Origin of the sequence: Exiguobacterium sp. UBA6282 (assembly GCF_002440475.1) — a bacterium.
Lineage (GTDB): Bacteria > Bacillota > Bacilli > Exiguobacteriales > Exiguobacteriaceae > Exiguobacterium_A.
Window position 1 is genome coordinate 20,512 of the sequence record NZ_DJUM01000054.1, and the last position, 22,568, is coordinate 43,079.

Consider the following 22,568-nt stretch of genomic DNA (forward strand, 5'->3'; position numbering starts at 1 on the left):
AAATGAGTGGGATCGTTCTTTTTTAGAAGGACGATTGAAACAAGCGCTTGATGAAACCTTTGCCTCTTCACGTTCGTAATAAAAGCAAGAACTTTAGAAGAAGGGAGGGATGGAAGTGACAATTTTATTATGGAGTCTAATCGTCGTGTGTTTTCTCGTCGCTTTTGCAGGACTCGTATATCCGATCATCCCAAGTGCGCCGATTTTAGTGGTAGGCTTTTTGATTTATGGATTCGGATTCGGTTTCTCTGAATTATCGATTAGTTTTTGGGTGATTCAAGCGATTTTTATCATTCTCTTGTTCACACTGGATTATCTCGTCAGCGCCTACACTGTTGATCGACGGGGAGGATCTCAAGCGGCTAAAATCGCGACGACAGTGGGATTGATTGCTGGACCGTTTATTTTACCAGGAATCGGACTATTGATTTTCCCGTTCGTCTTTGCCATCTTGACGGAAAAAATCATTAGTAAAAAAACATGGCAAACAGCCGTTTCAGTAGGGATCGGTACGGTTCTCGGTATCTTATCAAGTGCGTTGTTAAAGGGAATCGCGATGTTGCTCATGATTGTAATCTTCATCCTATACGTGGTCTGACCGATTGAAATCGTGTCTTCAAGTACACATTTTGCAAAAGTTCCGTTATAGTATGAATATGAAAAAGTAAGGAAGCTTTGAAAGAATAAAGCTTCTTTTTGCTGTAAACGACCAGATGCCTTTGCATCTGGCTTTATATTAATGGAGGTGAATCCCCTTTCTTCGGGGAAACGATTGGACAGTACACACTCAATGGAGACATTCGACACGACGACGATCATTATTCGACTACTCGTCATTGCACTACTCATCATTTTAACCGCTTTTTTTGTTGCCGCCGAATTTTCGGTCGTCAAAATGCGAATGTCTCGAATCGATCAGTTGATTACAGAAGGAAGCAAGACTGCGAAAGTAGCGAAAAGGCTGCTTGAGAATTTGGATTATTATTTATCAGCCTGTCAACTTGGAATTACCGTGACAGCGCTTGGTCTCGGGTGGTTAGGAGAATCGACGGTAGGTGCGATTCTCAGTATGTTGTTCGAAGAAATCGACATCCCAAACTCCGTTTCGACGATCATTTCGTTCGTCCTTGCATTCTCAATTGTAACGTTTCTTCATGTCGTGCTTGGAGAACTAGCTCCTAAGTCCTTGGCTATTCAAAAGACGGAAGCCATCACGATGTTACTCGCACCACCGCTTTATTGGTTCGGTAAGGTCATGAAACCTTTCATTTGGACATTGAACGGTTCAGCCCGGGTCATTCTTCGTTTGTTTGGTGTTGAACCTGCTGGTCACGAAGAAGTTCACTCGGAAGAAGAAATTAAAATCATCATGACGCAGAGTTACAAGAGTGGAGAAATCAACCAGACCGAACTTTCCTACATGCAAAATATCTTCTCGTTCGATGAGCGGATCGCGAAAGACATCATGTTACCGCGGACAGATTTAATCACGATTTCGAACGATGCATCGATGGAGGACATTATTCGTCTCGTTGAAGAGTATCAGTTCACACGTTATCCGGTAGCGGAAGAAGGAGATAAGGATAAAATCCTTGGCTTCATCAATGCAAAACAATTATTTACGGACCATATGGCGAACAAAGGGAAAGCATTAAGTTATTACATCCATAACTTGCCGATCGTATCCGAGTATTCACCGCTTCAAGACGCGATGCTGAAGATGCAGGTGGAACGGACGCCAATGGCACTCGTCATTGATGAATACGGAGGGACAGCTGGTGTCATCACGATGGAAGACATATTGGAGGAAATCGTCGGAGAAATCCGAGATGAATTCGATAAAGATGAGAAAGCGGATATCGAACAGATTCATGAGCGATTATACCGGATTTCAGGTCGTGTCTTAATTGATGACTTAAATGAACGCTTTAACCTAGGTATTGAAGAAGAAGATATTGATACGATTGGTGGTTGGGTCATGGCACAGGATACAGAAGTATCAAGTGGTCAAGAATTCCGCTATCAAGCGTATACGATCAAGGTCATGGAAGTCGATAACCACCAAGTGAAGTCGATTTATCTTCAATTGCCTGATCAAGAAGAAGTTGCAACAGAGGATATCGGATAAAATAGCAAAATCAAAAGACGATGGACATTAAGTTCATCGTCTTTTTTCGTTATTGAAAGAATGGCAGGGTAAAGGGATTGAACACTCCTTGTGTTTATCTCCGCCAGTGACGGGTATTACTGTTTATGTGGCAAAAAAGTCTTTTTTTAATTCAACAGGAAAAGGGGTTTTCTATCATGTCAAACGTCATTCTTACTTCACGCGCATCTGCAGTCGGTGGTCGCGACGGGAAAGTCGCTTCAGATGATAACGTCATTAATCTTGATTTAGTCATGCCTGGAACAAAAGGCAAAGAAGACATTCCGACATCAAACCCGGAACAGTTATTCGCAGCAGGATATGCCGCTTGTTTTGATGGTGCCTACAATTTGATGGCGCGCCAAGCGAAAAAACGAGTCGAGACGCGGACTAATTCAGAAGTCAGCCTCTTACAGGACGAAGCGGATAACGGTGTGAAAATTGCGGCGAAACTCGTCGTCGAAGTCGTTGGGGTATCGCAAGAAGAAGCAGAAGAACTACTTGAGAAGACACACAATTTCTGCCCGTATTCAAAAGCGACTCGTGGCAACATCGATGTTGACCTTTCTGTTAAAGTCGTCGATTCGTTATAAGAATACATCCTTAAGGAGGGTTTTCGATGGCACCAAAAGAAACCGATCGTCCAAATGAAAAATTGGAAGATGAACGGGATCGTCTGTCTGATAAAGAACGGAAACTGACAGAGGAGCAGCAAAAGGAAATCCTAAAAGGGAAAAACGAGATGCCAGATGATCCGGTTTCTCCACGAGATCGCGGAGAAGATCCGATTTAAATTCAAATAACTTGGGAGATGAATCACATGTCTAAAAAAGTAGCAGTCGTACTCGCCGATCATTTTGAAGATGTAGAATTCACTGGACCGGTTGATGCGTTAAAAGAAGCGGGGCACGACATTACTGTCATTGGTGCCAAAAAAAGTGCAGAGCTTGTTGGTAAACAGGAAGATGCAAAAGTAACCGTTGATCTCTCAATTGATGAGACATCGGCGGCAGACTATGATGCCCTTTTGATACCAGGTGGATTTTCACCAGATTTACTACGCGAAGATGAGCGTTTCGTCTCATTCGTCGAAGAATTCGATATGTCAAAAAAACCGATCTTCTCGATCTGTCATGGACCTCAGTTGATGATTAACGCCAAAATCGTTAAAGGAAGAAAAATGACAGGTTATAAATCAATTCGCATCGACCTAGAAAATGCTGGAGTAGATTTCGCGGACGAAGAAGTCGTCGTTGATGATAATTTTATCTCAAGTCGACAACCGGATGACATTCCTGCATTCAATCGAGAAATCGTTGCAAAACTCGGCTAATCGTATAAAACAAAAATCAGCACTGCGTTGTCGCAGTGCTGATTTTTTTATGAGTTCTCTGGATAATCACAGAGTTCCGTGATAACCCCATGTGAATGACGAGGGTTCATATAAATCAGTCGTCGTCCAAACGGCGTCGTTCGATACGTATCTTCTAAAAATGTTAAGCCTTGTTGTTTTGCTTCGGCGATTGCTTGATCTAAATCATCAACACGGTAGGCAATGTGATGGACTCCTTTTCCACGTTGTTTTAAAAAACGAGCGATTGGACTATCCTGGCTAGTTGGTGTCAACAGCTCGATATGCGCATCATCGAACTCGATGACGGCGATGTTGGAAGCGACACCAGGTGCGGGGTTTGAGTACTCTTTTGTTAATGTTCCACCAAGTACTTTTGTATAAAATGAGATTGCTTCTTGCATATCGCGAACGGCGATGCCGGTATGATCTAGTTTCATCTGATGTTTCCCTCCATTCGCTTCAGTTTCCCAAAAATGAATTAAAGTTGCAATGGGAAGCTGTTTTCCATCATTTTCTATTACATAGAAGAGGAACAATTTATTTAAAATGAAATATCACTGAAATATTATGGAAGAGGAATGAATGCTATAATCAAAAACGTTCCTATAAATAAGAAAAACTATTATAGAATTTAATTTTAACGTAACTGTTATTCCATATAATGCATCGACATACTACTAGAGAAAAAGAGGGAATACTACATGAAAAAAACGTTCGCGTCGCTCATCGTTTCCGCACTAGTTCTTTCATCAGCACCTCATTTTGCAGCAGCTGACGATTTAAGTGAACAGAAAGCTAAAAACGAACAACAGCAACAAGACAATGCTAAAAAACAAAAAAACTTAGAGTCTTCCGTTAATCAGGAGGGTCAAAAAATTTCTAAGACGCAACAAGAAGTCAATCGATTAGACGAAGCCTTGAATGAAAAGATCTTTGCTGTCGAAACGAAAGATCGTCAAATTAAGGCGACGGAACGAGAAATCGTTCAACTTGGAAAAGAAATCGAAAAGTATAAAGCGAAATTAAAACGCCAAGAAAAACTACTTGGGGATCGTCTTCGTGTCATGCAAGAAAATGACGGGAACTCGATTAAATGGGAAGAAGTCATTTTTGGGGCAAAAAACGTCGGTGACCTCGTTAGCCGTGTCATGGCCGGAAAATCGATTTCAAAGCAAGATGATAAAATGATCACGGATTATCAAAATACGCAAAAGCAATTAGCGGATGCACAACAAGAAGTGAAAGACAAGAAAGCACAATTGGTTGTTGAAAAGCAAGAATTGAAACGCCAACAAGCAGAACTTGAATCGCAATTAAAAGAGCGAAACAAACGCTTAAAAGAATTACGTAAGAAAAAAGAGAAATTTGAAACACAATTGATGGATGCAAAAGAAGTCCAGCAAATTCTGATTGCTCAAGAAAAAGCGATTGCAGCTGAAAAAGCAGCACGTGAACGTGAAGCACGTATCGAAAAAGAGCGTCAAGCTCAAGCAGCACGTGAAGCAAAAGCGCGAGCAGAAGCTGAAGCAGCTCAAGCAGCGGCTCAAAAAGAATCTGAGCAACAAGCAGCTAAAGAAGCAGCGGCTCAGCAGGCAGCACAAGAGAAAGCGTCGCAAGCAGCGAAACCTTCTGGTTCGACGAAACAATCGACTCCAAAAGCATCTACACCTGCGCCAGCACCAGCTGCGCCAACACCGTCAGCACCTGCGACACCTAAACCGTCACCATCATCCGGTGGTCTGTTCATCCATCCAACGGTTGGGGCTGTCACGCAAGGCTATGGCTCAGCAGGTGGAGAAAACGGTTATACGTTCCATAACGGGATCGACTTTGGTGGTCCGGTTGGAACTCCAATCGTTGCAGCTGCAACAGGAACAGTCATTACAGCATCAGGTGGTGGTCCTTACGGAAACCACATCATGATTGCTCACCAATTAAACGGTAAAACGTACACAACATTGTATGCTCATATGAGCGCACTCAATGCTCACGCAGGTCAACGCGTCAGTCAAGGTGAACAAATCGGTTTACGTGGAAGTACTGGGAATTCAACTGGTCCACACTTACACTTTGAAATCCACGTCGGTGGATACAGCTATAGTGCAACTGGTCCAGCTAGCTCAGTGAACCCAATGACGATGTTTTAAACAGTAAAGAATCGTTGCTTATGCAGCGGTTCTTTTTTTGCGATTTTCAAAAAATAAATGATTATATTACAAAAAAACGTTTTCATTTGAAATGTAAATGAAATTTTTTTGAAACGATTAGGGTGCTATAATCTATTTCAGATATGAGAGAAACTTGAATACTATAATAAAATATGAAAAACATAAGTGAGGAAAACGATATATGCTAAAAAAACTAATTTCTACCATTGTTTTAGGAGCATTACTTATAACAGGAACACAACCAATTGCGGCAGCAACGATCAAAGAAAAAAAGGCTGAAAATGCCGCAGAACAACGTAAATTAGAAAAAGCAATTAAAAAACAAGAGTCGAAAATTTCGAAAGAACAACGTCAAATCAATCGAATCGATGCAGCGATCAACGAAAAGATTTTTCAGATTTCCGAAAAAAATAAACAAATCGAGAAATTGAATTTGCGAATTGATGAATTAAAAGCAGACATCGTTCGCTACGAAGAGATGTTGAAAAAACAAGAAGAACTACTCGGTGATCGTCTACGTGTCTTCCAAGAAAACGATGGAAACTCAATCAAATGGGAAGAAGTCATTTTTGGATCGAAGGATTTAGGTGATTTATTTAGTCGTGTCATGGCAGGGAAAAAAATCGCGGAGCAAGATGATAAAATGATTTCGGATTACATCGCAACCCAACAAAAGCTAGCGGAAGCAAAACAAGCGCTCGTTGAAAAAAAGGCGGAGCAGGTTGAAGAGAAGAAAACATTAATCGAACAAAAAAAAGCGTTGAAAGTTCAAATGAAAGAACGCAGTGCTACGCTTAAAAAATTACGAAAAGGTAAGACGAAGTTTACGACAGAACTTCTAGACGCGAAAGAACTACAAGCCACACTTGAAGCTCAAGAACGTGCGATTGCGGCAGCGAAGGCAGCAGCTAAAGTAGCGGCTGAAAGAGCAGCAGCCGAGAAAGCAGCAGCTGAAAAAGCCGCTAAAGCGAATGCTCAAGCAGCAAAACAAGCAGGTAAGAGTTCAGAATCACCTACTTCAGTTGCCCCACCCGTTGTTTCGAGCGGTGGGAAATTCGTTCGTCCATCTTCTGGTGGCGTATCACAAGGGTTTGGACCAGCAAGCGGTGCGAACGGCTATACGTTCCATAATGGTGTCGATTTCAGTGGTTCGGTCGGCTCACCAATCGTCGCAGCAGCAGCTGGAACGGTCATTACAGCTTCAGGTGGTGGGCCTTATGGAAATCACGTCATGATTTCTCACTTCCTTGACGGGAAAGTCTATACGACAGTCTACGCTCATATGAGATCATTATCTGTTCATGCAGGACAAACAGTTTCTCAAGGTCAGCAAGTTGGAACACTTGGTAGTACTGGGAATTCAACAGGACCACACTTGCATTTCGAACTACATGTCGGAGGCTATCAGTACAGTGCCTCTTCTCCTCTGAATGCAGTTAATCCATTAGCATACCTATAATTCAAAACGAGCTTCGGCTCGTTTTTTTCTTGCCGCTATGCTACAGTTAAGGCGAAATGAATACTTGAGCAACTAGGGGAGCTGGAGGAATCCGGCTGAGAGGAAAACCAATCTGTTTTCGACCCTATTACCTGAACTGGATAATACCAGCGTAGGAAAGTTGAGCCGAACGGATACCGAAATGGTTGGATAACGATTTCGTATAGCGTCGACTGCTTTTTTACAGCGGTCGACGCTTTTTTTGTCGGTAACAACTCCCTTACATTGCTCGATGGAAAGGTGAGAAAAATATGAAACATGTATTGACGATTGCGGGATCTGACTCCGGTGGTGGAGCTGGAATTCAGGCAGATTTAAAGACATTTTCGGCATTGGGCGTTTATGGGATGAGTGTTTTGACGGCGGTAACGGCTCAAAATACACTGGGCGTTCAAGCAGTAGAAGAGTTATCATCGGAAATCGTTGATGCCCAATTAGCTTCAATCTTTTCAGATATTCGTGTGGATGCTATCAAAATCGGTATGGTCTCGAATGCACAAACGATTCACGTCATTGCAACACATCTTCGCAAACAGACAGTTCCGATCATACTAGACCCTGTCATGGTCGCAAAAGGCGGGCATGCCCTATTGCGGACGGAGGCAGAGGAAGCACTAATCGCGGAGTTACTGCCACTTGCGACACTCGTCACACCAAATTTACCGGAAGCAGAGCGCTTAACAGGGCAGTCAGTTACTAATCTAGAGGAGATGCAACTGGCGATGCATCAGTTGGCTATGAAGACTGGAGCCGTCTTGCTAAAAGGTGGACATCTACCGGGAGCTGCCACGGATTTATTATGGGACGGGCAAGAGGAATACCGTTTCACATCAGATCGGTTAGATAATCAACATACTCACGGAACAGGCTGTACCTTATCTGCAGCGATTGCGGCACGGATGGCACTTGGAGAAGCTTTACCGGACAGTGTACGTCAGGCCAAGAAGTATGTTACAGAGGCGATTCGTCATGGATTTGCTCTCGGACAAGGGATTGGACCGACACATCATTTTCATTCACTTTGGAGGGATACACATGTTTACGACCATTCTTAAACACAAACCACTCATTCATCATTTGACGAACACAGTCACGATCAATGATTGCGCCAATGTCACACTCGCCGTTGGCGCATCTCCAGTCATGGCGGAGGATATTCGCGAAGTGGAAGAGATGGTTCGACTTGCGCAAGCTCTTGTCTTGAACATTGGAACAATTGATGCAGACATGCAAGCAGCTCAACGACTCGCCGCAAGCGAAGCGAGACGCTTGAACGTTCCGATCATCCTTGATCCAGTTGGAGCGGGAGCTACATCATTGCGTACGTCCTTTTCAAAAGAATTGAGTAGACTCGGATGTACGGTCGTTAAAGGAAATGCTTCAGAAATCAAGACATTGCTTGGGGAGAATGGACGAACAAAAGGAGTCGATGCTGCTAGTGATGAGATCATGGATCGAGAAATCATTCGTGCATTCGCTCGTAAACAAAAGTCCGTCATTGTCGTCACAGGTCCAATCGACTACATCACGGATGGCATGCGCGAAGTGGAACTACAAGTAGGTACGCCGCGTCTCGGAGACGTCACAGGTACGGGGTGTATGACAGCTTCTTTGATTGCGAGTTTTCTTGGTGCAGGATATTCTGCGTTTGAGGCAGCAGTCCACGGAACATTTATCATGGGAAAAGCAGGAGAACAGGCAGCATCAGAAAAAGGTCTAGGTAATTTCAAACGAGAGTTGTTCAATGCAATCAGTCTGATGACGGAGCAAGATTTGATAGAGGTGGTAGAACATGTCAATTGATTATTCCATTTATGCGGTGACAGATCGTCGATATCATCCGGGAGTTGCAATCGAAACGGTCGTTGAAGAAGCGATTTTAGGTGGTGCAACGATTATACAATTACGGGAAAAAACAGCGCAGGGAAAGGAATTCTTCGAACAGGCAGTCCGGTTAAAGAGATTGACGGATCGTCATGATGTTCCTTTGATTATCAATGACCGAATTGATATTGCGTTACTTGTCGGAGCTGGTTTGCATATCGGACAAGAAGATATTCCTCTAACCGCAGCGCGACGTCTCTTACCGAACACTGTGATCGGCGTATCGGTAGCAACCGTCGCGCAAGCGATTGAAGCAGAACGAGATGGAGCATCTTATTTAGGTGTAGGTTCTCTATTTGCGACGTCATCGAAAGCAGACGCCGACTCGATGTCACACACGATGCTTCAAGCGATTCGCGAAGCCGTGCGCTTACCTTTAATCGGCATTGGTGGAATTACGGCAACGAATGTCGCTTCTCTTCCTATCCCATTAGAAGGATATGCGGTCATCTCGGAAATTTTTGCTAAAGAAGATCGACGACGTGCTGCACAACATATGACAGATGCTGTATGGGAATGGCATCAATCTCTTCAGAACAGGGTATAATCCGTTCAGAGGTGATTGTATTGAAATGGCAGACGATCCGTTTTCGGGACTATTGGATCCGGTATCGATTGGAACCACAAATCATTCGCGTGGATAATCGGGGGATCTACCATTTGGGGAAAATTTTATTTCCGCGTCCTAATCGTGTATCTTATGAAATGGCTCTCTTGCTGAAGGAAAAGTATGAAAGACGCTACAAACGTCCGTTGTATATCAAGACAAGTTCGATCGCTACAGAAATTTGGGGACACACCCACTTAGACATCTATTATCGAATACTGCTTCGTCTCCCGATTCCTTCTCGATTACGTAAGTGTTATAGGAATCGATTGGAGAGTACGAAGATCATCGATATCGGTGTACGTGCGGTCGATCAAAATCGAATCGTTTGGGATATCGGTGATTACGTAGGGGGATGGTTGGTATTTTGGCTCATTCGTAGGCGGATGCGCTGAACTTGCAAATGTCCTGTTTCTCATGGTGCAATATAGAAATAGAAACGAGGTGACGGACATGGACATTCCCCGTTGTGAAACGATTGCTATTGATGAACAGCGTGCGTCTGAGATTGGACAAGTCGTTGATACGATTCCGACGCTTGAAATCGGAAAATTATTTAAGATCCTTTCAGATGCGACACGACTACGAATCGTTTATGCGTTGACGATCGAAGAGGAATTGTGCGTTTGTGACGTCTCTGCTTCTGTCGACTGCTCGATTGCGACAGCATCTCATCATCTTCGCTCCCTGTTGAAACAAGGGCTCGTCAAGTTTCGTAAAGATGGAAAAGTCGTGTATTATTCTTTAGATGACCATCATGTGTCGTCGCTTGTTCATATGGCGATGGAGCATGTACAAGAGGGAAAAGCAGTATCTGAATAATTTTTAGAGTAAACGAAAAGCGCAGNNCTGCGCTTTTCGTTTACTCTAAGGACGATTCGTCTGACTTGTTAGGTGCGAACCGGTGGGAAAAAAAGATCGTCGCACTAATTAATAAAAAGGACAGAATAGAGAGACTGAGACACATCCATTTATATGTAGCGACTAAAGTATCTGATTGTTGTAATTTTGCTTGAAGTGTCTTATACAAATCATCTTTCACACGAGATAAGTCCTCGAGAATCGTTTGTGTCGTTTGCGTCGTTTGTTTGGCAAGGCGCTTTGCTGCCGTTGGACTCTGACGCTCATAGACGACGAATACTCGTTCAATCTCGGACTCCCAGACATTATTGCGACGTAGTAAATCCTTGATTGCTCCTGGCGTGGTCGACGATTGATTTAGACTGTTTCGTAAATCATGAATTTTAGAAGTAGAAAAGTAATACTGTTCGAGATAACGACTATCTTCATACAATAAAAGACCACGCACCGCATTGGCACGATCTCGGTTATGTTCAACCAACTGGTCCACTTGATTGATTAACGGTATGTCATGATCCTTCATTTGCTCTGTTATCGTTGCAATCGTCCGATAACCAGATAGGGCGTAAATGATTGGGATAGAAGCAAATAAACTGATCAAAAGGATCAGCAGAATACGCTGACGCCAAAGTGAGTGCATGCAATCATTCCTTTAAATAAATAGACATGTCATAAGCTTAACTACTATCGCAAAAAAAGTGAAGCCTGTCCATTTTTTGAATAGGGAGAAGAAAGTAAAAAAATCAGTATTCCTAATAAAAAAGCAGGAAAGCTGGTGCAATACGAGAAGCTGTTTTAAAGTAAACGAAATAGAAAAAGCACAGCTAGGCTGCGCTTGAGTTTAAAACGAATACGAATGTTCCTTATAATTCCCAAAAACAGTATGGATTTCTGAGAACGTAACGAACGCGTTAGGTTCGACAGAAGAAACGATTTCTTGCAAACGGACGATTTCATTATTTTGAACGACGACATAGACCATTTTCTTCGTTCGGTTGGAGTATCCTCCCCGTGCATCAAGGATCGTCACACCACGACCAAGTTCTTTTGTGATGACTTCATTTATTTCATCCGCCTTTTCGCAAATAATGATACATTGCTTAGAAGCGGAATAAAAACTGTAAACCGTTTGAAGAGCTTTGGCGCGAACGAAGCTCATGATAAGAGCATACATAACGTGTTTCAAATCGAAGACCCACCATACCAAGATATAGATGACAAGATCTTGCATCAGAAATATGCGAGGAAGTGGCCAATTATGAAAACGAGCAAAGAAAAACTTTCCAAGAATATCGAGTCCACCTGTCGATGCGCCACCAAAGAAAATCAATGCCATTGCAAGACCAGAGACTAGACCGGCAAAGATGGAGGCAACAAGCGGATCATTCAACGACTCGGGAACGATCTGAGTCGGAATCCAGTCGATTAAAAAAGAAGAGGCAACGACAATGATGCCAGATAAGAACATGAATCGCTTTCGTAAGAAACGGAAACCTAAAAGGAAAAGGGGAATGTTTAAGAGCAATTGGGTTAATCCGATTGGAGTGTGGAAAAGCTCTTGAATGACAAGCGTGATCCCCATGATACCACCTGATCCGATATCATTTGGAGATAGTAGTAAGCTGATGTACAGGGAATACAGCAACGTACCTATGATTAAAAAACTGATTTTTTCAACTCTCTTTTTCTGTGGGTGTGTTGTAGTCATGGCATTATGATGAGTGACCTCATGCTCCTCCTTATGTGAGTATCTGCCTGCAAGAGTACGCCCATATGCATAAAATTTCAACCCTTCTTATGAAAAAAGATGAAAAAGGGTAAGTTTTTTTAGGAAGGTGATGAAAATGAAGAAAACATTCTTGATTATAGGCTGTATTTGTTTAGGCGTATTGGTGGGGATTCGTCTTTTTCAACAACCAGACGAAGAAAACCAACGATCTATTTGGCATGATGGTGATCTCGTAGCGAGACAAGTCGGTGCTTCCATGATGAATACGGTAGCTGTTCGCCAATTAGCTGAACAACTCCCGTTTTCATCAGAATTAAAACAGGTAGATGTCGAAGGAGAGTCGTTACGGCTCGCTTATGACGTCACAGGCAAAGAACGGCGTGCTTGGATTGGGACCGATACTGGTACATTACAAATGAATCAGGATTTCTTGAACGCTCGCTTATCAAAAGTACTTATGCATCATACGCTCGTTTTATTTTCGACGATTCCTGACTTGACCAATCTTGAAATTCACTATACCGATCCCTATTCGAAAGCTAATTTTAAGATAGATCGTAGCGCGTTCGACATCTATACACCATCTGACATCGAACGCGCTACATCATCGTCTGGACGTTTTAATCGTGTCGTCATCGATGGATATGTGCTTGATGCCTCCAGACGACAAACCTTTTTCGAGCGTTTCGCATCAGGATTTTCAATTCAAACTAATTAATTGTATAAAGCAAGAAAAGGCATTTTTCACAATCTCGACACAATGATATCGTTTACATCTCGTTCTTTTATGAAAACGATAAAACAGGTCGATTCAAGACTTGAACATCTCTTAAGATGGAAGTATCATAATAAATGAATAAACATTGTGAAGTGTTGAACAAAAGAAAGAGAGGTTTCTACAATGAACGAGGTAGAAGCATTAGAAGGATTACGGAATAAAGCAATCAAGTCGACACGTATGCTACAACTGCGTCCTCTCGAATACTTAGTTCGTGCCATGTTAGCGGGGATATTCATTGGATTTGCAATCATTTTTACCTTAAAAGCAATTAATGGGCTGTATATGGCAGAATCACCTGTCGCGACACTTGTCGGTGGATTGACGTTCGGAGTGGCACTCGTCTTGATCGTTTATGGCGGTGCAGAACTGTTTACAGGGAATACGATGTATTTCACGACGGCAACGATGCGCGGCTATACAACGAAGATGGATACGATGAAAGTCTGGTTGATTTGTCTGATCGGAAATGGTCTTGGAGGATTAGCATTCGCACTACTCTTCTCTCAAACAGGTATCTTACAGGAACTTGGAATGAACAATTGGTTGTTTGCTGTATCGGAAACAAAAATTCATCATTCGACGTGGGAAATCTTTACTCGGGCAATCTTCTGTAACTGGATGGTCTGTTTAGCAATTTTCATTCCGAAGAACATGAAGAATGAGTTAGCGCAAATCATGATGATGATGGTACTTGTCGCAGTCTTCTTCGCATCAGGATTTGATCATGTCATCGCAAATATGGCATTGTTCTCTATCGCATTAATCGTGCCACATCCGGATACGATTACGTTTGCAGGAGCCATGCACAATCTTTTACCGGCTTTAGCTGGGAATATCATCGGTGGAGCAGTCTTCATGGGAATGATTTATACGTGGTTGAATAAAGAAAAACTAGAAATAGATGAATCACGTCAATCTACGGCACCGGTTCATATCGCTTCTAAACAAAATGCATAATGAAAAAGCAGCTGTCGCGACAGCTGCTTTTTCATTCATTCCATATGTTGAAAGCGATCAACATCTGCGGCGAGTTCTTCGTAAATCGTCTCGACGATTTGTGCGTCATCAAAGAGTCCGAGGACGTTATCGTCCGGTAAGGCGTCAACAGGAGACGTAAAGTACAGAACTGCCGTTAGCAATAATTGTTCTTGCTCTGCATGCATCTCGAATTTTTTCTGATAGAGGGCACGAAGCATTTCGAGTAGTTGTTTTAATTGGAAATAAAGGACGAGTTCTGCCTCGCGTTCGATATCAGAACTTTCCGTAGACGCGATATCTTGTGTTAGATGTGCGAGTCCGATTTCTGCTCGAATCAACAATTCTTGTTGTGCTTTTTCATCACCGACGAGATCGAGTGCCTGTCGGTGAAAATACGTATAAGCTGATTTAAAATCTCCGGGTGTGAATTCCATGATGATGCCTCCTTCTCTTCTCTTTCTAGTTTCGCCTTATTTCTTGCAAAATTGCAACTATTTCGTGAAAATAAAGATACAAGAAAGGGGATTACATAATGCCGACACAAGCAGAATTACAACAGTACGCGTCTTTAGCAGTGCGTACCGGGATCAATCTACAGCCAGGACAACAACTTGAGGTGCGAGCGGGAATCGAGAATTTACCACTTGTTCGCGAAATCACACGTGTAGCATATGAAGTAGGTGCTACGCAAGTATATGTACAATGGTCAGATGATGAGATGACGAAAATCCGTTATTTTGATGCACCAGAAGACTCGTTTGATACATTCCCGGATTGGTTAAAAGCACGTTACGATCAGCTTGCAGAAGAAAAAACAGCATTCTTATCGGTCGTCAGCGAAGATCCAGATTTATTAAATGGTGTTGATTCAAGTCGAATCGCGCGTGCGAATAAAGCAGCTGGTATTGCTCTCGCCAATTGGCGAAAGTTCGTCATGAGTGACAATGTCAGCTGGTGTGTCGTAGCAGCACCTTCTGAAAGCTGGGCGAAGAAAGTATTCCCTGATGCAGAGGAACCGATTGAGGAACTGTGGGCAGCTATTTTGAAGGCAACACGTGCTGATCAAGCGGATCCGGTTGCTGCATGGGCGGATCATGATCATAATCTGCGTTCAAAAGCGAAATTCCTGACAGAGAAGAAATACAAAACATTGCATTATACAGCGCCAGGAACAGAGTTATCAATTGAATTACCAGAACGTCACGTTTGGTTAGGTGGCGGTGGTCCGAATGCAGATGGTGTTGATTTTATCGCGAATCTGCCGACTGAAGAAGTGTTCACATTACCGAAGAAGACAGGTGTTAACGGTCATGTCTCGAGTACGAAACCACTCAGCTACAGTGGTAACTTGATTGATGAATTTACTCTTTGGTTCGAGGACGGAAAAATCGTCAAAGCGGAAGCGAAACAGGGGCAAGAAGCATTGGATGATTTAATTTCCCTCGATGAAGGTGCCCGGTATCTCGGAGAAGTCGCGCTTGTACCACATCGTTCTCCGATTTCTGATTCAGGTATTTTATTCTACAATACGTTGTTTGATGAGAATGCTTCGTGCCACTTAGCGATTGGTCGTGCGTACTCGACGTGTCTTGAAAATGGTCCCAGTCTTTCAGCGGAAGAACTAGAAGCACAAGGTGCGAACGACTCGATGACGCATGTCGACTTCATGATTGGATCCGCGGATCTATCAATTGAGGGAGAACTTGCAGACGGGACGCGTGAATCAGTCATGCGTGACGGAAACTGGTCGATCTAAACGAATAAAAAGGTGAGTCCGAATACTGGGCTCACCTTTTCTGATTAGATTATTATCATGCTTCTTCCCCAATGATTTTTACTTCTGTCTCAAGTAAAATACCGAATTTTTCTTGGACGGTTTCTTGTACATGGCGAATGAGTGCAATGTAGTCAGATGCTGATGCGTTTTCGACGTTGACGATAAAACCGGCGTGTTTCTTTGATACTTCAGCACCACCGATGCGTGTTCCTTGGAGTTCACTATCTTGAATCAATTTACCCGCAAAATAGCCTTCTGGACGTTTGAAGACACTACCACAAGAAGGATATTCGAGAGGCTGCTTTGTTTCTCTTTTATGCGTTAGATCATCCATGACTTCCTTGATCAATGCTGGATCACCCTCCGTCAAAGCAAATCGTCCTTCGAGAATGATGTATTCTTTCTTTGAGAAACAACTCGTCCGGTATCCCAGTTCGAGTTCATCATGCGAAATGTTCAACAGATCCCCTTGTCGTGTCAAAACAGTGGCGCTATGAAGGCAATCTTTGACTTCTCCACCGTAGGCGCCCGCATTCATGATCAACGCGCCACCAATCGTTCCCGGAATCCCGCAAGCGAATTCAAGACCACTCAGTTGATGCGCATACGCAACACGAGACGCCTCGATGATTGCTGCGCCACTTTGAGCGACGAGTTCATGTCCTTCGACCGAAATGTCGGTTAACTTTTCAAACGAAAGAACGATACCGCGAATACCGCCATCACGTACGACGAGATTCGATCCGTTCCCGAGCAATGTCAAAGGGATGCCTCGTTCGTAAGCATATCTTACGACAAAAGCCGTTTCTTCATAAGACGTTGGGATGATGAAGAGATCAGCGATTCCTCCCATTTTTGTATACGTATGATATTTTAAAGGTTCATTGATCAGTACAGATTCTTTTGAAATGCCTTCATATAGCCCTGTCATTACTTGTTCAGTCATCATGGTCTCAGTCCTTTTCATAAATTCCTATCCAGCGCTTATGCGCTCAAAATATATTTTAACATTAATTGTGCAGTCGTTGTTCAACATACTGTTCCCAAAATACCGACTTATGCCGGGAATTGCAAGCACTAGGGAGTGAATGTCATCGATTAGTAATGAAAAACATCGCACAGGTAGAATAATAGGGAAGAGGAATGAAGGGAAAAGAACTCGGGAAAAGAAACATATAGAAGGAGGCGATGAGGATGGAAAGTGAACGATTATGGATGCGACCATTCGAAGAAGCGGATTTCAGCTTTTACAAGTCACTTGTTCAAAATGAGCAAGTCATGCGCTATATCAATGGTGGCGTTGCTCTGAGTGAAGATGAGGCACGAGAATGGTTCGATCGACAATTGGAACGATACTCGGATGAACGACAAACTGGTTTTTTGCTGTTATTCAAAAAAGAAACGAATGAACCAATCGGTTTCGCTGGATTATTGATGCAGGAAGTGGATGGAAAAGAAGAATTAGAAGTCGGTTATTGGCTCGAACCGAAGCACTGGAAAGTCGGTTATGGTCGTGAAGCAGCGAAACGTCTAATGATGGAAGCGTTTAATCGAGGGCATGATCGAATCATCTCGATCATTCATCCCGATAATCGTTCTTCTCAAAATGTCGCTCGCGCAAACGGTCTGAACTGGGAAAAAGATACGATTTTTAAAGACATTCCGGTCACGATATATGCTGGACAATTATCACGACTTTGTCGTAACTAAAGAGGAGAGTTTTTATGTACGCATTTGCATTTGAGTCTTTTCATCACATGACACCCGATACGTTATATGCATTGTTGAAATTACGAATGGATATTTTCGTCGTTGAGCAGGAGTGTGCATATCCGGAACTAGATGATCAAGATCAACAAGCCACACACCTGATCGTACGTAACGAAAGCGGTCAAATCGTTGGATGTCTTCGGATATACAACCATCCGACAAAAGGATTAGCGATTGGCCGGGTTGCCGTTCATCGTACTCACCGATCAGTTGGATTGGCAAAACAAATGATGGAGAAAGCGATGGATTATTTGCAGGAAAAAGCTACGATCTACTTACAAGCGCAAGCGCACTTAGAAGGGTTTTACGGGTCATTTGGTTTCGAAACTGTATCCGAACCTTATTTAGAGGATGATATTCCACATGTAGATATGCAGTTTTACGCAAAGGATTCTAAAAAAGACTTCACGTCGTCGAAGGATAAACCGATGAATAAGTAGAATGAACTTTTCTCGGAGGTGGATCAGTCATGAAGAAAGTGCTGGTCATTTGCGCGCTTAGTTTAATCGGTATCCTCTCTTTAGGAGTCGGTATTTCGTATGCTCAATTGCAAGGGAATTACCGTGATTCTGAGCAAGAATTGATGACGATTTTAGAGCGACAACATGATTTATCGGCTTCCTCCTTTCTTGAAGTGCATGCCTCCTTTTCTTTACAGCATCGGCAAATCATACACGTCCGCCTTCGTGGCGAGCCTGCCATCACATACGAATTCATCCAACCAAAGGATGAAATCGAATATTATGGTTCTGTCGGAACAAGTGTTGAAAAGACAGGGAAGCACGATGACGTCTTTCGAAATGCTCATCTAAAAGTCGGGGAAAAATAAAAAAATGGAGGATCTTCCGGAAACAACGGAAGATCCTCCATTTTTTGCTTTTAAGACGATCGGATATTGCGTACACTACGAAGAGATACTGGAATGAGGAGGTCGAGGGAATTATGTGGAAACCCTTTACGAAAAATCAATCAATTGCTCCGGCGTTGCAAGCCTTTCGGGAACTTGACGTTGAGATGTTTCGGACGCACGTTGCTCAACTGAACGATGCGGAACAACGTGCCTTACAATTCATTAAACGATCGCTAGAGCAGGATTCACCTGCTCATTTAGAACTAGCACTGGAGATGAAACAACCGTTCAGCGAAATCGATCGTCTGTTCCAAACGCTTGTCGCGTGTCAAAATCGTCAGCAGTTACTCGAGATGCTATTAGCGAACGGTCTTGACGTCAATCAAGTCTACACACTTGAGGGTCATCGCTCCATCGTCCGGCAGCCGCTTCACTTTCCTGTAGGTCTTTATGCGGCGCGTCATCCAGAGCTATGGACACTTGTCGCTACAAAATTGGACGTTACCTACACAATGCATCTTCAACGCAGTGATCAATTCATGGAGACGCATGAATTAAATCTGCTTGATCTCGTCTTATTACTTGATATCGAAGAAGAATTGACGATTCGGGTGCTGGATCAGCTGAGCGAATGCAAAGCGACCGTTGGGCTAGCAGAACGATTACAGCGCCCGACTTCACCGTTGTTGTTCAAAACAATTGAGGCAAATGCCTATCTTCCGACGTTCGTTTATGCGAAACATTACTTTCCATTCTATGCGTTGATTGGACGGCAAACGACGCTCTTTCCATCTTTATTAAAACGTGTGATGCAAGAGCCTGTTGCATCTGAAATCTGTAAGGATGCCTTGCTTGCTTTCCATAACCATCACCCTGGACTTGCTATGACAATGGGAGACGTCTACATCGAACAGTTATTCGGGATGGGTCTGGTGCTTCGTGACGTGGGGCACGTTGATTTTAGAAAAATGGATGCGGAGTATGTGTTACCTGAATACAGAGAGGTCGTCGATCGGTTAAACGATTAACGGGGGATGATCTGTACTAAATGTATGCCAATAAGAGGTTAACTGGATATCGCAAAACATCGTGGGACGATATAGTCGTAATACGTCTTGCTGTGTTGAAAGAAAAAAGACTTCAAACGTTTGAATGTTCGAACGCCGTAGTTTTTCCTGAAACGTATGGAGTATGCGACTTCCGTAGCCTTGACGTCTCAGCCCAGGTAGACAGGTGATTTCAAGAAGACGAATGTTCGGACCGAGTTTTTGAAATAAGAGTGTACCAACGACCAATTGCTTATCATAGACTAAATAAGGAACAGCTTTTCGTCTGATTAACTTTTCTAAATCAGCAACACTGTGAGGGAAGAAGTGGGTGGATCCTTTGAGGGCATCGTTACGAAGAGCCAGATACGTATCTTGATTGCGTTCATGAACAGCTTTCAAACTCAATGTGGCAGGTTGTCCGTCTGATAATCCGATCAAACGAAATTGTTCGGCATATAAACTGTAGCCAAGCTCTTTCCAAATCGAGGTTACAGAAAGGTCATGTGGTGGAGAAACTTGTACGTGAATTTGTCGACACCCTTGCCGAAGGGCATGTGTGTGTAATGAAATGGCGAGACGACGGAAGGCTTGAATATCATGAAAAGCTCCGTTCGTTAAACGAACGACATCATGTACGACATGATAGCCAAGTGTCGCCTGGATCTGATCAGACTCGAGGTAAATCCATTGACACTCTTCAAGAGGCTGAAAAAATGAAACATCATACGGCTGTTGATGAGAATGTAGAAGTTGATGGACGTGTCGTCTTTGAACATGAGACAATTGACCGTAATACACGATAGGCAAATTAAATTCCTCCTTTAAGAAAGTGAAGATGGTTGCATCTCACTTTTATTTTACAGGAAATAAAAGGTATTTATATCTTTTGTTTCAAATAAAAAGTAGATGGATTCCTGAAGATAAGAAAGAATCGAGGCAAAAATATCATGAAGTATTTTTGGATCATCATTGGGTTATCAGGATTTCTAATCAGTGCGGATACATTGACAGTAGAAGCACGTGATTACGATGAACCGGGCGTGAGTAGTTCGACGACGTATGGTAATTATGGAACGGAAGACCATATCATCGTTGATCGAAAAGAACCAATTTATGAAGGATTCGATTCACCAAACGATATGGCATTTTTATTTGCCTGTATTGCTTTACTGGCAACGGTTGGACTTGGAATCGTTAATGCTTCTGATTGAGATGAATCTGCTCTGAGCCACGAGAATACAAAAAAGCAAGTGACGCTGTCCGTCACTTGCTTTTTTGTATAGTATGAGTGGTTAGGAAGAGAAGGATCCTTAAAAATGAATACGTTTTTTACGTCCGACGCGCTCTATACGATCATGCTCTTGTTCTAGTCCAGCGCGCTCGAGGAGGTCGAGATAATAACGAAAAGGAGTCGAACGATGCGAAAAGTAAGGAATATATTCTGTGAACAGCATTGTCTCCGCTCGTTCTAAGGCTCGTAGTGAAATCAGGGCATGCAACTCTGCAAAGCGAATTTCTTGATAAGTGGATAAAGCATCTGCATCGATTCGGACATGTGACTGTAGTTTTTTTGCATGCACGTTCAAGCAATTGATATAGGCTTCTTGGTGTTCTGCTGTCTCACAGTGGGCAAGTACGGCAAGTAAAAGATCACTGCGTTCGGTATCAACGTCCATTGGAACTTTCAAGGCAGTATAGAGCGCGCGTTCCATCCACTCGATGCCATGACTATCATTTTTATAATAACCGACTAATTCTTGAAAAAAATCGACTTGTGAGACTTTTAATAGTCGAAAAGGATCGTTACTTAAAAATAAAGGTTCTTCTCCGGCAGCTGACGAAAGAAGAAAGAAAAACTCCTCAAAGGCAATCTGGGTTCCATTTTTGCGATGTGCATAATGGCGTAAATGCTTCAGCAAACGTTTTGCGGTAATATACCAATTCTTTTGTTCGCGAAGCGGTACGATTGGGTTTGGCTCAAGGTACTGTAAGTCGTATGCCAATTGGATGAACCGATCTGTCTGTGCGATGGTTTGTTCGACGGTCGGTTGTTCCTGTTCTTTTTGCAAATCCTTATACTTCACGAACTGTGTCAACATGGCGTCAAACTCTTTCTCTTCGATGACTTGTCTCGGAAGTTGACGATAGATTTCGACGATGATATCGCGAAGGGTCGTATCGCCATACTGTTCCAATAAAAGACGTAGTTTCCGTATTCTCATGATCGACCTCCTTCGCCAAAAAAGCACAGTACAACACTATTCATTTCCCGCTTTTTTCATAAACCGAACCTCTTCATTTGCGCTTTTTAGTCAGAGACGACTATCTTAAATAAGAAGACTCATTACAGAAGGGGACAATTACTCATGAATGAAACCATTCAACATTTACTCAACCACCGGTCAATCCGGAAATTCAAACAACATCAATTAGACGAAAAGACAATCGAGACACTTGTTAAAGCAGCGCAGGCTGCATCGACATCTTCTTATCAGCAAGCCTATGCGATTATCGGTGTCGAAGATGAAGAATTGAAACGACAACTAGTCGACGTTGCAAGTGGTCAACAATACGTGGCAGAAAATAGTTATTTCTTTGTATTTTGTATAGATTACCACAAACACATGTTAGCAGCAGAACTAGCAGGGGGGGATGTAAGTCGGACGATCGAGACGACAGAAGCACTTGTTGTGGGGGCTGTTGATGCGGGACTCGCTGCTCAAAATTTAGTCGTAGCTGCCGAGTCGCTCGGATATGGAACAGTCTATATCGGTTCACTGCGTAATGATGCCCGTCGTGTCAGCGAGCTCTTACAACTTCCTGATCACGTCGTACCATTATTCGGAGTCGCAGTTGGTCTTCCGGATCAGCAACCTGGTAAAAAACCCCGCCTTCCGATGGATGCAGTCTTCCACCGGAATACGTATACTGATGACGATACGATGCGTGACTTACTGGCACAATACGAAGAGTCGACGTCATCGTATTACGGAGAACGGACCGGTGGTCAACGGACAGAAGGGTGGGTCAAACAGATGGCTGCCTCGATGCACGAACCGAAACGGACGTATCTCCGCGAATTCTTGAAAGAGAAACAAATCGCAAAAGATTGATAC

General features: G+C 43.0%; 27 protein-coding genes and 1 riboswitch. Of the genes, 20 read left to right on the forward strand and 7 right to left on the reverse strand.

All coding sequences use genetic code 11. The features are described 5' to 3' along the window. Window positions 1-109 precede the first annotated feature (109 nt). The 5 genes from B2751_RS13930 (at window position 110) to B2751_RS13950 (ending at window position 3,479) form a co-directional block, all read left to right on the forward strand. Window positions 110-598, forward strand: a complete 489-nt coding sequence (locus B2751_RS13930; protein ID WP_231496923.1) for a DUF456 domain-containing protein — start codon at window positions 110-112, stop codon at window positions 596-598. A 192-nt stretch (window positions 599-790) separates the two neighbouring features. Beyond that, window positions 791-2,128 (forward strand): hemolysin family protein, encoded by a 1,338-nt coding sequence (locus B2751_RS13935; RefSeq protein ID WP_056063508.1) that lies wholly within the window; start codon window positions 791-793, stop codon window positions 2,126-2,128. A 176-nt stretch (window positions 2,129-2,304) separates the two neighbouring features. Further along, window positions 2,305-2,739: an organic hydroperoxide resistance protein gene (locus B2751_RS13940; RefSeq protein WP_035412467.1), complete on the forward strand. Its 435-nt coding sequence runs from the start codon at window positions 2,305-2,307 to the stop codon at window positions 2,737-2,739. A gap of 26 nt (window positions 2,740-2,765) precedes the next feature. Continuing rightward, on the forward strand, window positions 2,766-2,939 hold the full coding sequence (locus tag B2751_RS13945; RefSeq protein ID WP_197026247.1) for a hypothetical protein: 174 nt from the start codon (window positions 2,766-2,768) through the stop codon (window positions 2,937-2,939). 27 nt (window positions 2,940-2,966) lie between these two features. Next, window positions 2,967-3,479 carry a type 1 glutamine amidotransferase domain-containing protein gene (locus tag B2751_RS13950; RefSeq protein WP_290775338.1) on the forward strand — a complete coding sequence of 171 codons (513 nt, stop codon included), beginning with the start codon at window positions 2,967-2,969 and terminating at the stop codon, window positions 3,477-3,479. A gap of 47 nt (window positions 3,480-3,526) precedes the next feature. Here B2751_RS13950 and mce read toward each other — a convergent pair whose 3' ends face one another. Next, window positions 3,527-3,937, reverse strand: a complete 411-nt coding sequence (gene mce, locus B2751_RS13955) for a methylmalonyl-CoA epimerase (protein ID WP_035412473.1) — start codon at window positions 3,935-3,937, stop codon at window positions 3,527-3,529. A gap of 264 nt (window positions 3,938-4,201) precedes the next feature. On the opposite strand from mce, the gene B2751_RS13960 reads away from it, so the two are divergent. From B2751_RS13960 to B2751_RS13985, 6 genes are all read left to right on the forward strand, one after another. Then, a complete protein-coding gene (locus B2751_RS13960; protein WP_290775340.1) occupies window positions 4,202-5,647 on the forward strand; it encodes a murein hydrolase activator EnvC family protein in 1,446 nt (481 codons plus the stop codon). 202 nt (window positions 5,648-5,849) lie between these two features. Beyond that, on the forward strand, window positions 5,850-7,127 hold the full coding sequence (locus B2751_RS13965) for a murein hydrolase activator EnvC family protein (RefSeq protein WP_290775342.1): 1,278 nt from the start codon (window positions 5,850-5,852) through the stop codon (window positions 7,125-7,127). 64 nt (window positions 7,128-7,191) lie between these two features. Then, window positions 7,192-7,302, forward strand: a riboswitch (TPP riboswitch). A gap of 115 nt (window positions 7,303-7,417) precedes the next feature. Beyond that, window positions 7,418-8,221: a bifunctional hydroxymethylpyrimidine kinase/phosphomethylpyrimidine kinase gene (gene thiD, locus B2751_RS13970; RefSeq protein ID WP_290775344.1), complete on the forward strand. Its 804-nt coding sequence runs from the start codon at window positions 7,418-7,420 to the stop codon at window positions 8,219-8,221. After that, window positions 8,202-8,969 carry a hydroxyethylthiazole kinase gene (gene thiM / locus B2751_RS13975; protein WP_290775346.1) on the forward strand — a complete coding sequence of 256 codons (768 nt, stop codon included), beginning with the start codon at window positions 8,202-8,204 and terminating at the stop codon, window positions 8,967-8,969. The genes thiD and thiM overlap by 20 nt, the downstream gene beginning before the upstream one ends. Next, the gene (gene thiE, locus B2751_RS13980) at window positions 8,959-9,597 is read left to right on the forward strand and encodes a thiamine phosphate synthase (protein WP_035412485.1); all 639 of its coding nucleotides are present in this window, start codon (window positions 8,959-8,961) and stop codon (window positions 9,595-9,597) included. The genes thiM and thiE overlap by 11 nt, the downstream gene beginning before the upstream one ends. A gap of 513 nt (window positions 9,598-10,110) precedes the next feature. After that, window positions 10,111-10,479, forward strand: coding sequence for an ArsR/SmtB family transcription factor (locus B2751_RS13985; RefSeq protein ID WP_035412491.1), 369 nt, complete (start codon window positions 10,111-10,113; stop codon window positions 10,477-10,479). Window positions 10,480-10,519: 40 nt separating this feature from the next. On the opposite strand, the gene B2751_RS13990 is transcribed toward B2751_RS13985, so the two are convergent. Beyond that, window positions 10,520-11,158 (reverse strand): CHASE3 domain-containing protein, encoded by a 639-nt coding sequence (locus B2751_RS13990; RefSeq protein WP_035412493.1) that lies wholly within the window; start codon window positions 11,156-11,158, stop codon window positions 10,520-10,522. A gap of 201 nt (window positions 11,159-11,359) precedes the next feature. Next, window positions 11,360-12,226 carry a YitT family protein gene (locus tag B2751_RS13995; protein WP_035412496.1) on the reverse strand — a complete coding sequence of 289 codons (867 nt, stop codon included), beginning with the start codon at window positions 12,224-12,226 and terminating at the stop codon, window positions 11,360-11,362. 136 nt (window positions 12,227-12,362) lie between these two features. Here B2751_RS13995 and B2751_RS14000 point away from each other — a divergent pair, with 136 nt between their 5' ends. Further along, a complete protein-coding gene (locus B2751_RS14000; RefSeq protein WP_290775348.1) occupies window positions 12,363-12,965 on the forward strand; it encodes a hypothetical protein in 603 nt (200 codons plus the stop codon). Between the two features lie 183 nt (window positions 12,966-13,148). After that, the gene (locus B2751_RS14005; protein ID WP_035412502.1) at window positions 13,149-13,985 is read left to right on the forward strand and encodes a formate/nitrite transporter family protein; all 837 of its coding nucleotides are present in this window, start codon (window positions 13,149-13,151) and stop codon (window positions 13,983-13,985) included. A gap of 35 nt (window positions 13,986-14,020) precedes the next feature. Here the strand turns inward: B2751_RS14005 and B2751_RS14010 are convergent, their stop codons facing one another. Next, complete coding sequence (locus B2751_RS14010; protein ID WP_035412504.1) at window positions 14,021-14,440, reverse strand: YkvA family protein; 420 nt, start codon at window positions 14,438-14,440, stop codon at window positions 14,021-14,023. Window positions 14,441-14,538: 98 nt separating this feature from the next. Between B2751_RS14010 and B2751_RS14015 the strand changes: the two genes are divergently transcribed. Next, complete coding sequence (locus B2751_RS14015; RefSeq protein WP_035412507.1) at window positions 14,539-15,762, forward strand: aminopeptidase; 1,224 nt, start codon at window positions 14,539-14,541, stop codon at window positions 15,760-15,762. A gap of 55 nt (window positions 15,763-15,817) precedes the next feature. Here B2751_RS14015 and murB read toward each other — a convergent pair whose 3' ends face one another. Then, window positions 15,818-16,732, reverse strand: coding sequence for a UDP-N-acetylmuramate dehydrogenase (murB, locus tag B2751_RS14020; protein WP_214856439.1), 915 nt, complete (start codon window positions 16,730-16,732; stop codon window positions 15,818-15,820). Between the two features lie 245 nt (window positions 16,733-16,977). Here murB and B2751_RS14025 point away from each other — a divergent pair, with 245 nt between their 5' ends. The 4 genes from B2751_RS14025 to B2751_RS14040 all read left to right on the forward strand — a co-directional run bounded on the left by B2751_RS14025 (window position 16,978) and on the right by B2751_RS14040 (window position 19,431). Further along, window positions 16,978-17,493 (forward strand): GNAT family N-acetyltransferase, encoded by a 516-nt coding sequence (locus B2751_RS14025; protein WP_035412512.1) that lies wholly within the window; start codon window positions 16,978-16,980, stop codon window positions 17,491-17,493. A gap of 14 nt (window positions 17,494-17,507) precedes the next feature. Further along, window positions 17,508-17,993 carry a GNAT family N-acetyltransferase gene (locus B2751_RS14030; protein ID WP_052019161.1) on the forward strand — a complete coding sequence of 162 codons (486 nt, stop codon included), beginning with the start codon at window positions 17,508-17,510 and terminating at the stop codon, window positions 17,991-17,993. A gap of 29 nt (window positions 17,994-18,022) precedes the next feature. Beyond that, window positions 18,023-18,382 carry a hypothetical protein gene (locus B2751_RS14035; RefSeq protein ID WP_035412515.1) on the forward strand — a complete coding sequence of 120 codons (360 nt, stop codon included), beginning with the start codon at window positions 18,023-18,025 and terminating at the stop codon, window positions 18,380-18,382. A gap of 113 nt (window positions 18,383-18,495) precedes the next feature. Continuing rightward, window positions 18,496-19,431, forward strand: coding sequence for a hypothetical protein (locus tag B2751_RS14040; RefSeq protein WP_290775350.1), 936 nt, complete (start codon window positions 18,496-18,498; stop codon window positions 19,429-19,431). On the opposite strand, the gene B2751_RS14045 is transcribed toward B2751_RS14040, so the two are convergent. Next, entirely contained in the window at window positions 19,420-20,250 is an 831-nt protein-coding gene (locus B2751_RS14045; RefSeq protein WP_349679895.1) for a GNAT family N-acetyltransferase, read from the reverse strand. The two genes, B2751_RS14040 and B2751_RS14045, sit on opposite strands and share 12 nt — an antisense overlap. A gap of 149 nt (window positions 20,251-20,399) precedes the next feature. Between B2751_RS14045 and B2751_RS14050 the strand changes: the two genes are divergently transcribed. Then, window positions 20,400-20,663, forward strand: coding sequence for a hypothetical protein (locus tag B2751_RS14050; protein WP_035412522.1), 264 nt, complete (start codon window positions 20,400-20,402; stop codon window positions 20,661-20,663). A 99-nt stretch (window positions 20,664-20,762) separates the two neighbouring features. Here B2751_RS14050 and B2751_RS14055 read toward each other — a convergent pair whose 3' ends face one another. Further along, on the reverse strand, window positions 20,763-21,674 hold the full coding sequence (locus tag B2751_RS14055) for a hypothetical protein (RefSeq protein ID WP_035412525.1): 912 nt from the start codon (window positions 21,672-21,674) through the stop codon (window positions 20,763-20,765). A 144-nt stretch (window positions 21,675-21,818) separates the two neighbouring features. On the opposite strand from B2751_RS14055, the gene nfsA reads away from it, so the two are divergent. Continuing rightward, on the forward strand, window positions 21,819-22,565 hold the full coding sequence (gene nfsA / locus B2751_RS14060) for an oxygen-insensitive NADPH nitroreductase (protein ID WP_290775354.1): 747 nt from the start codon (window positions 21,819-21,821) through the stop codon (window positions 22,563-22,565). Window positions 22,566-22,568 lie beyond the last annotated feature (3 nt).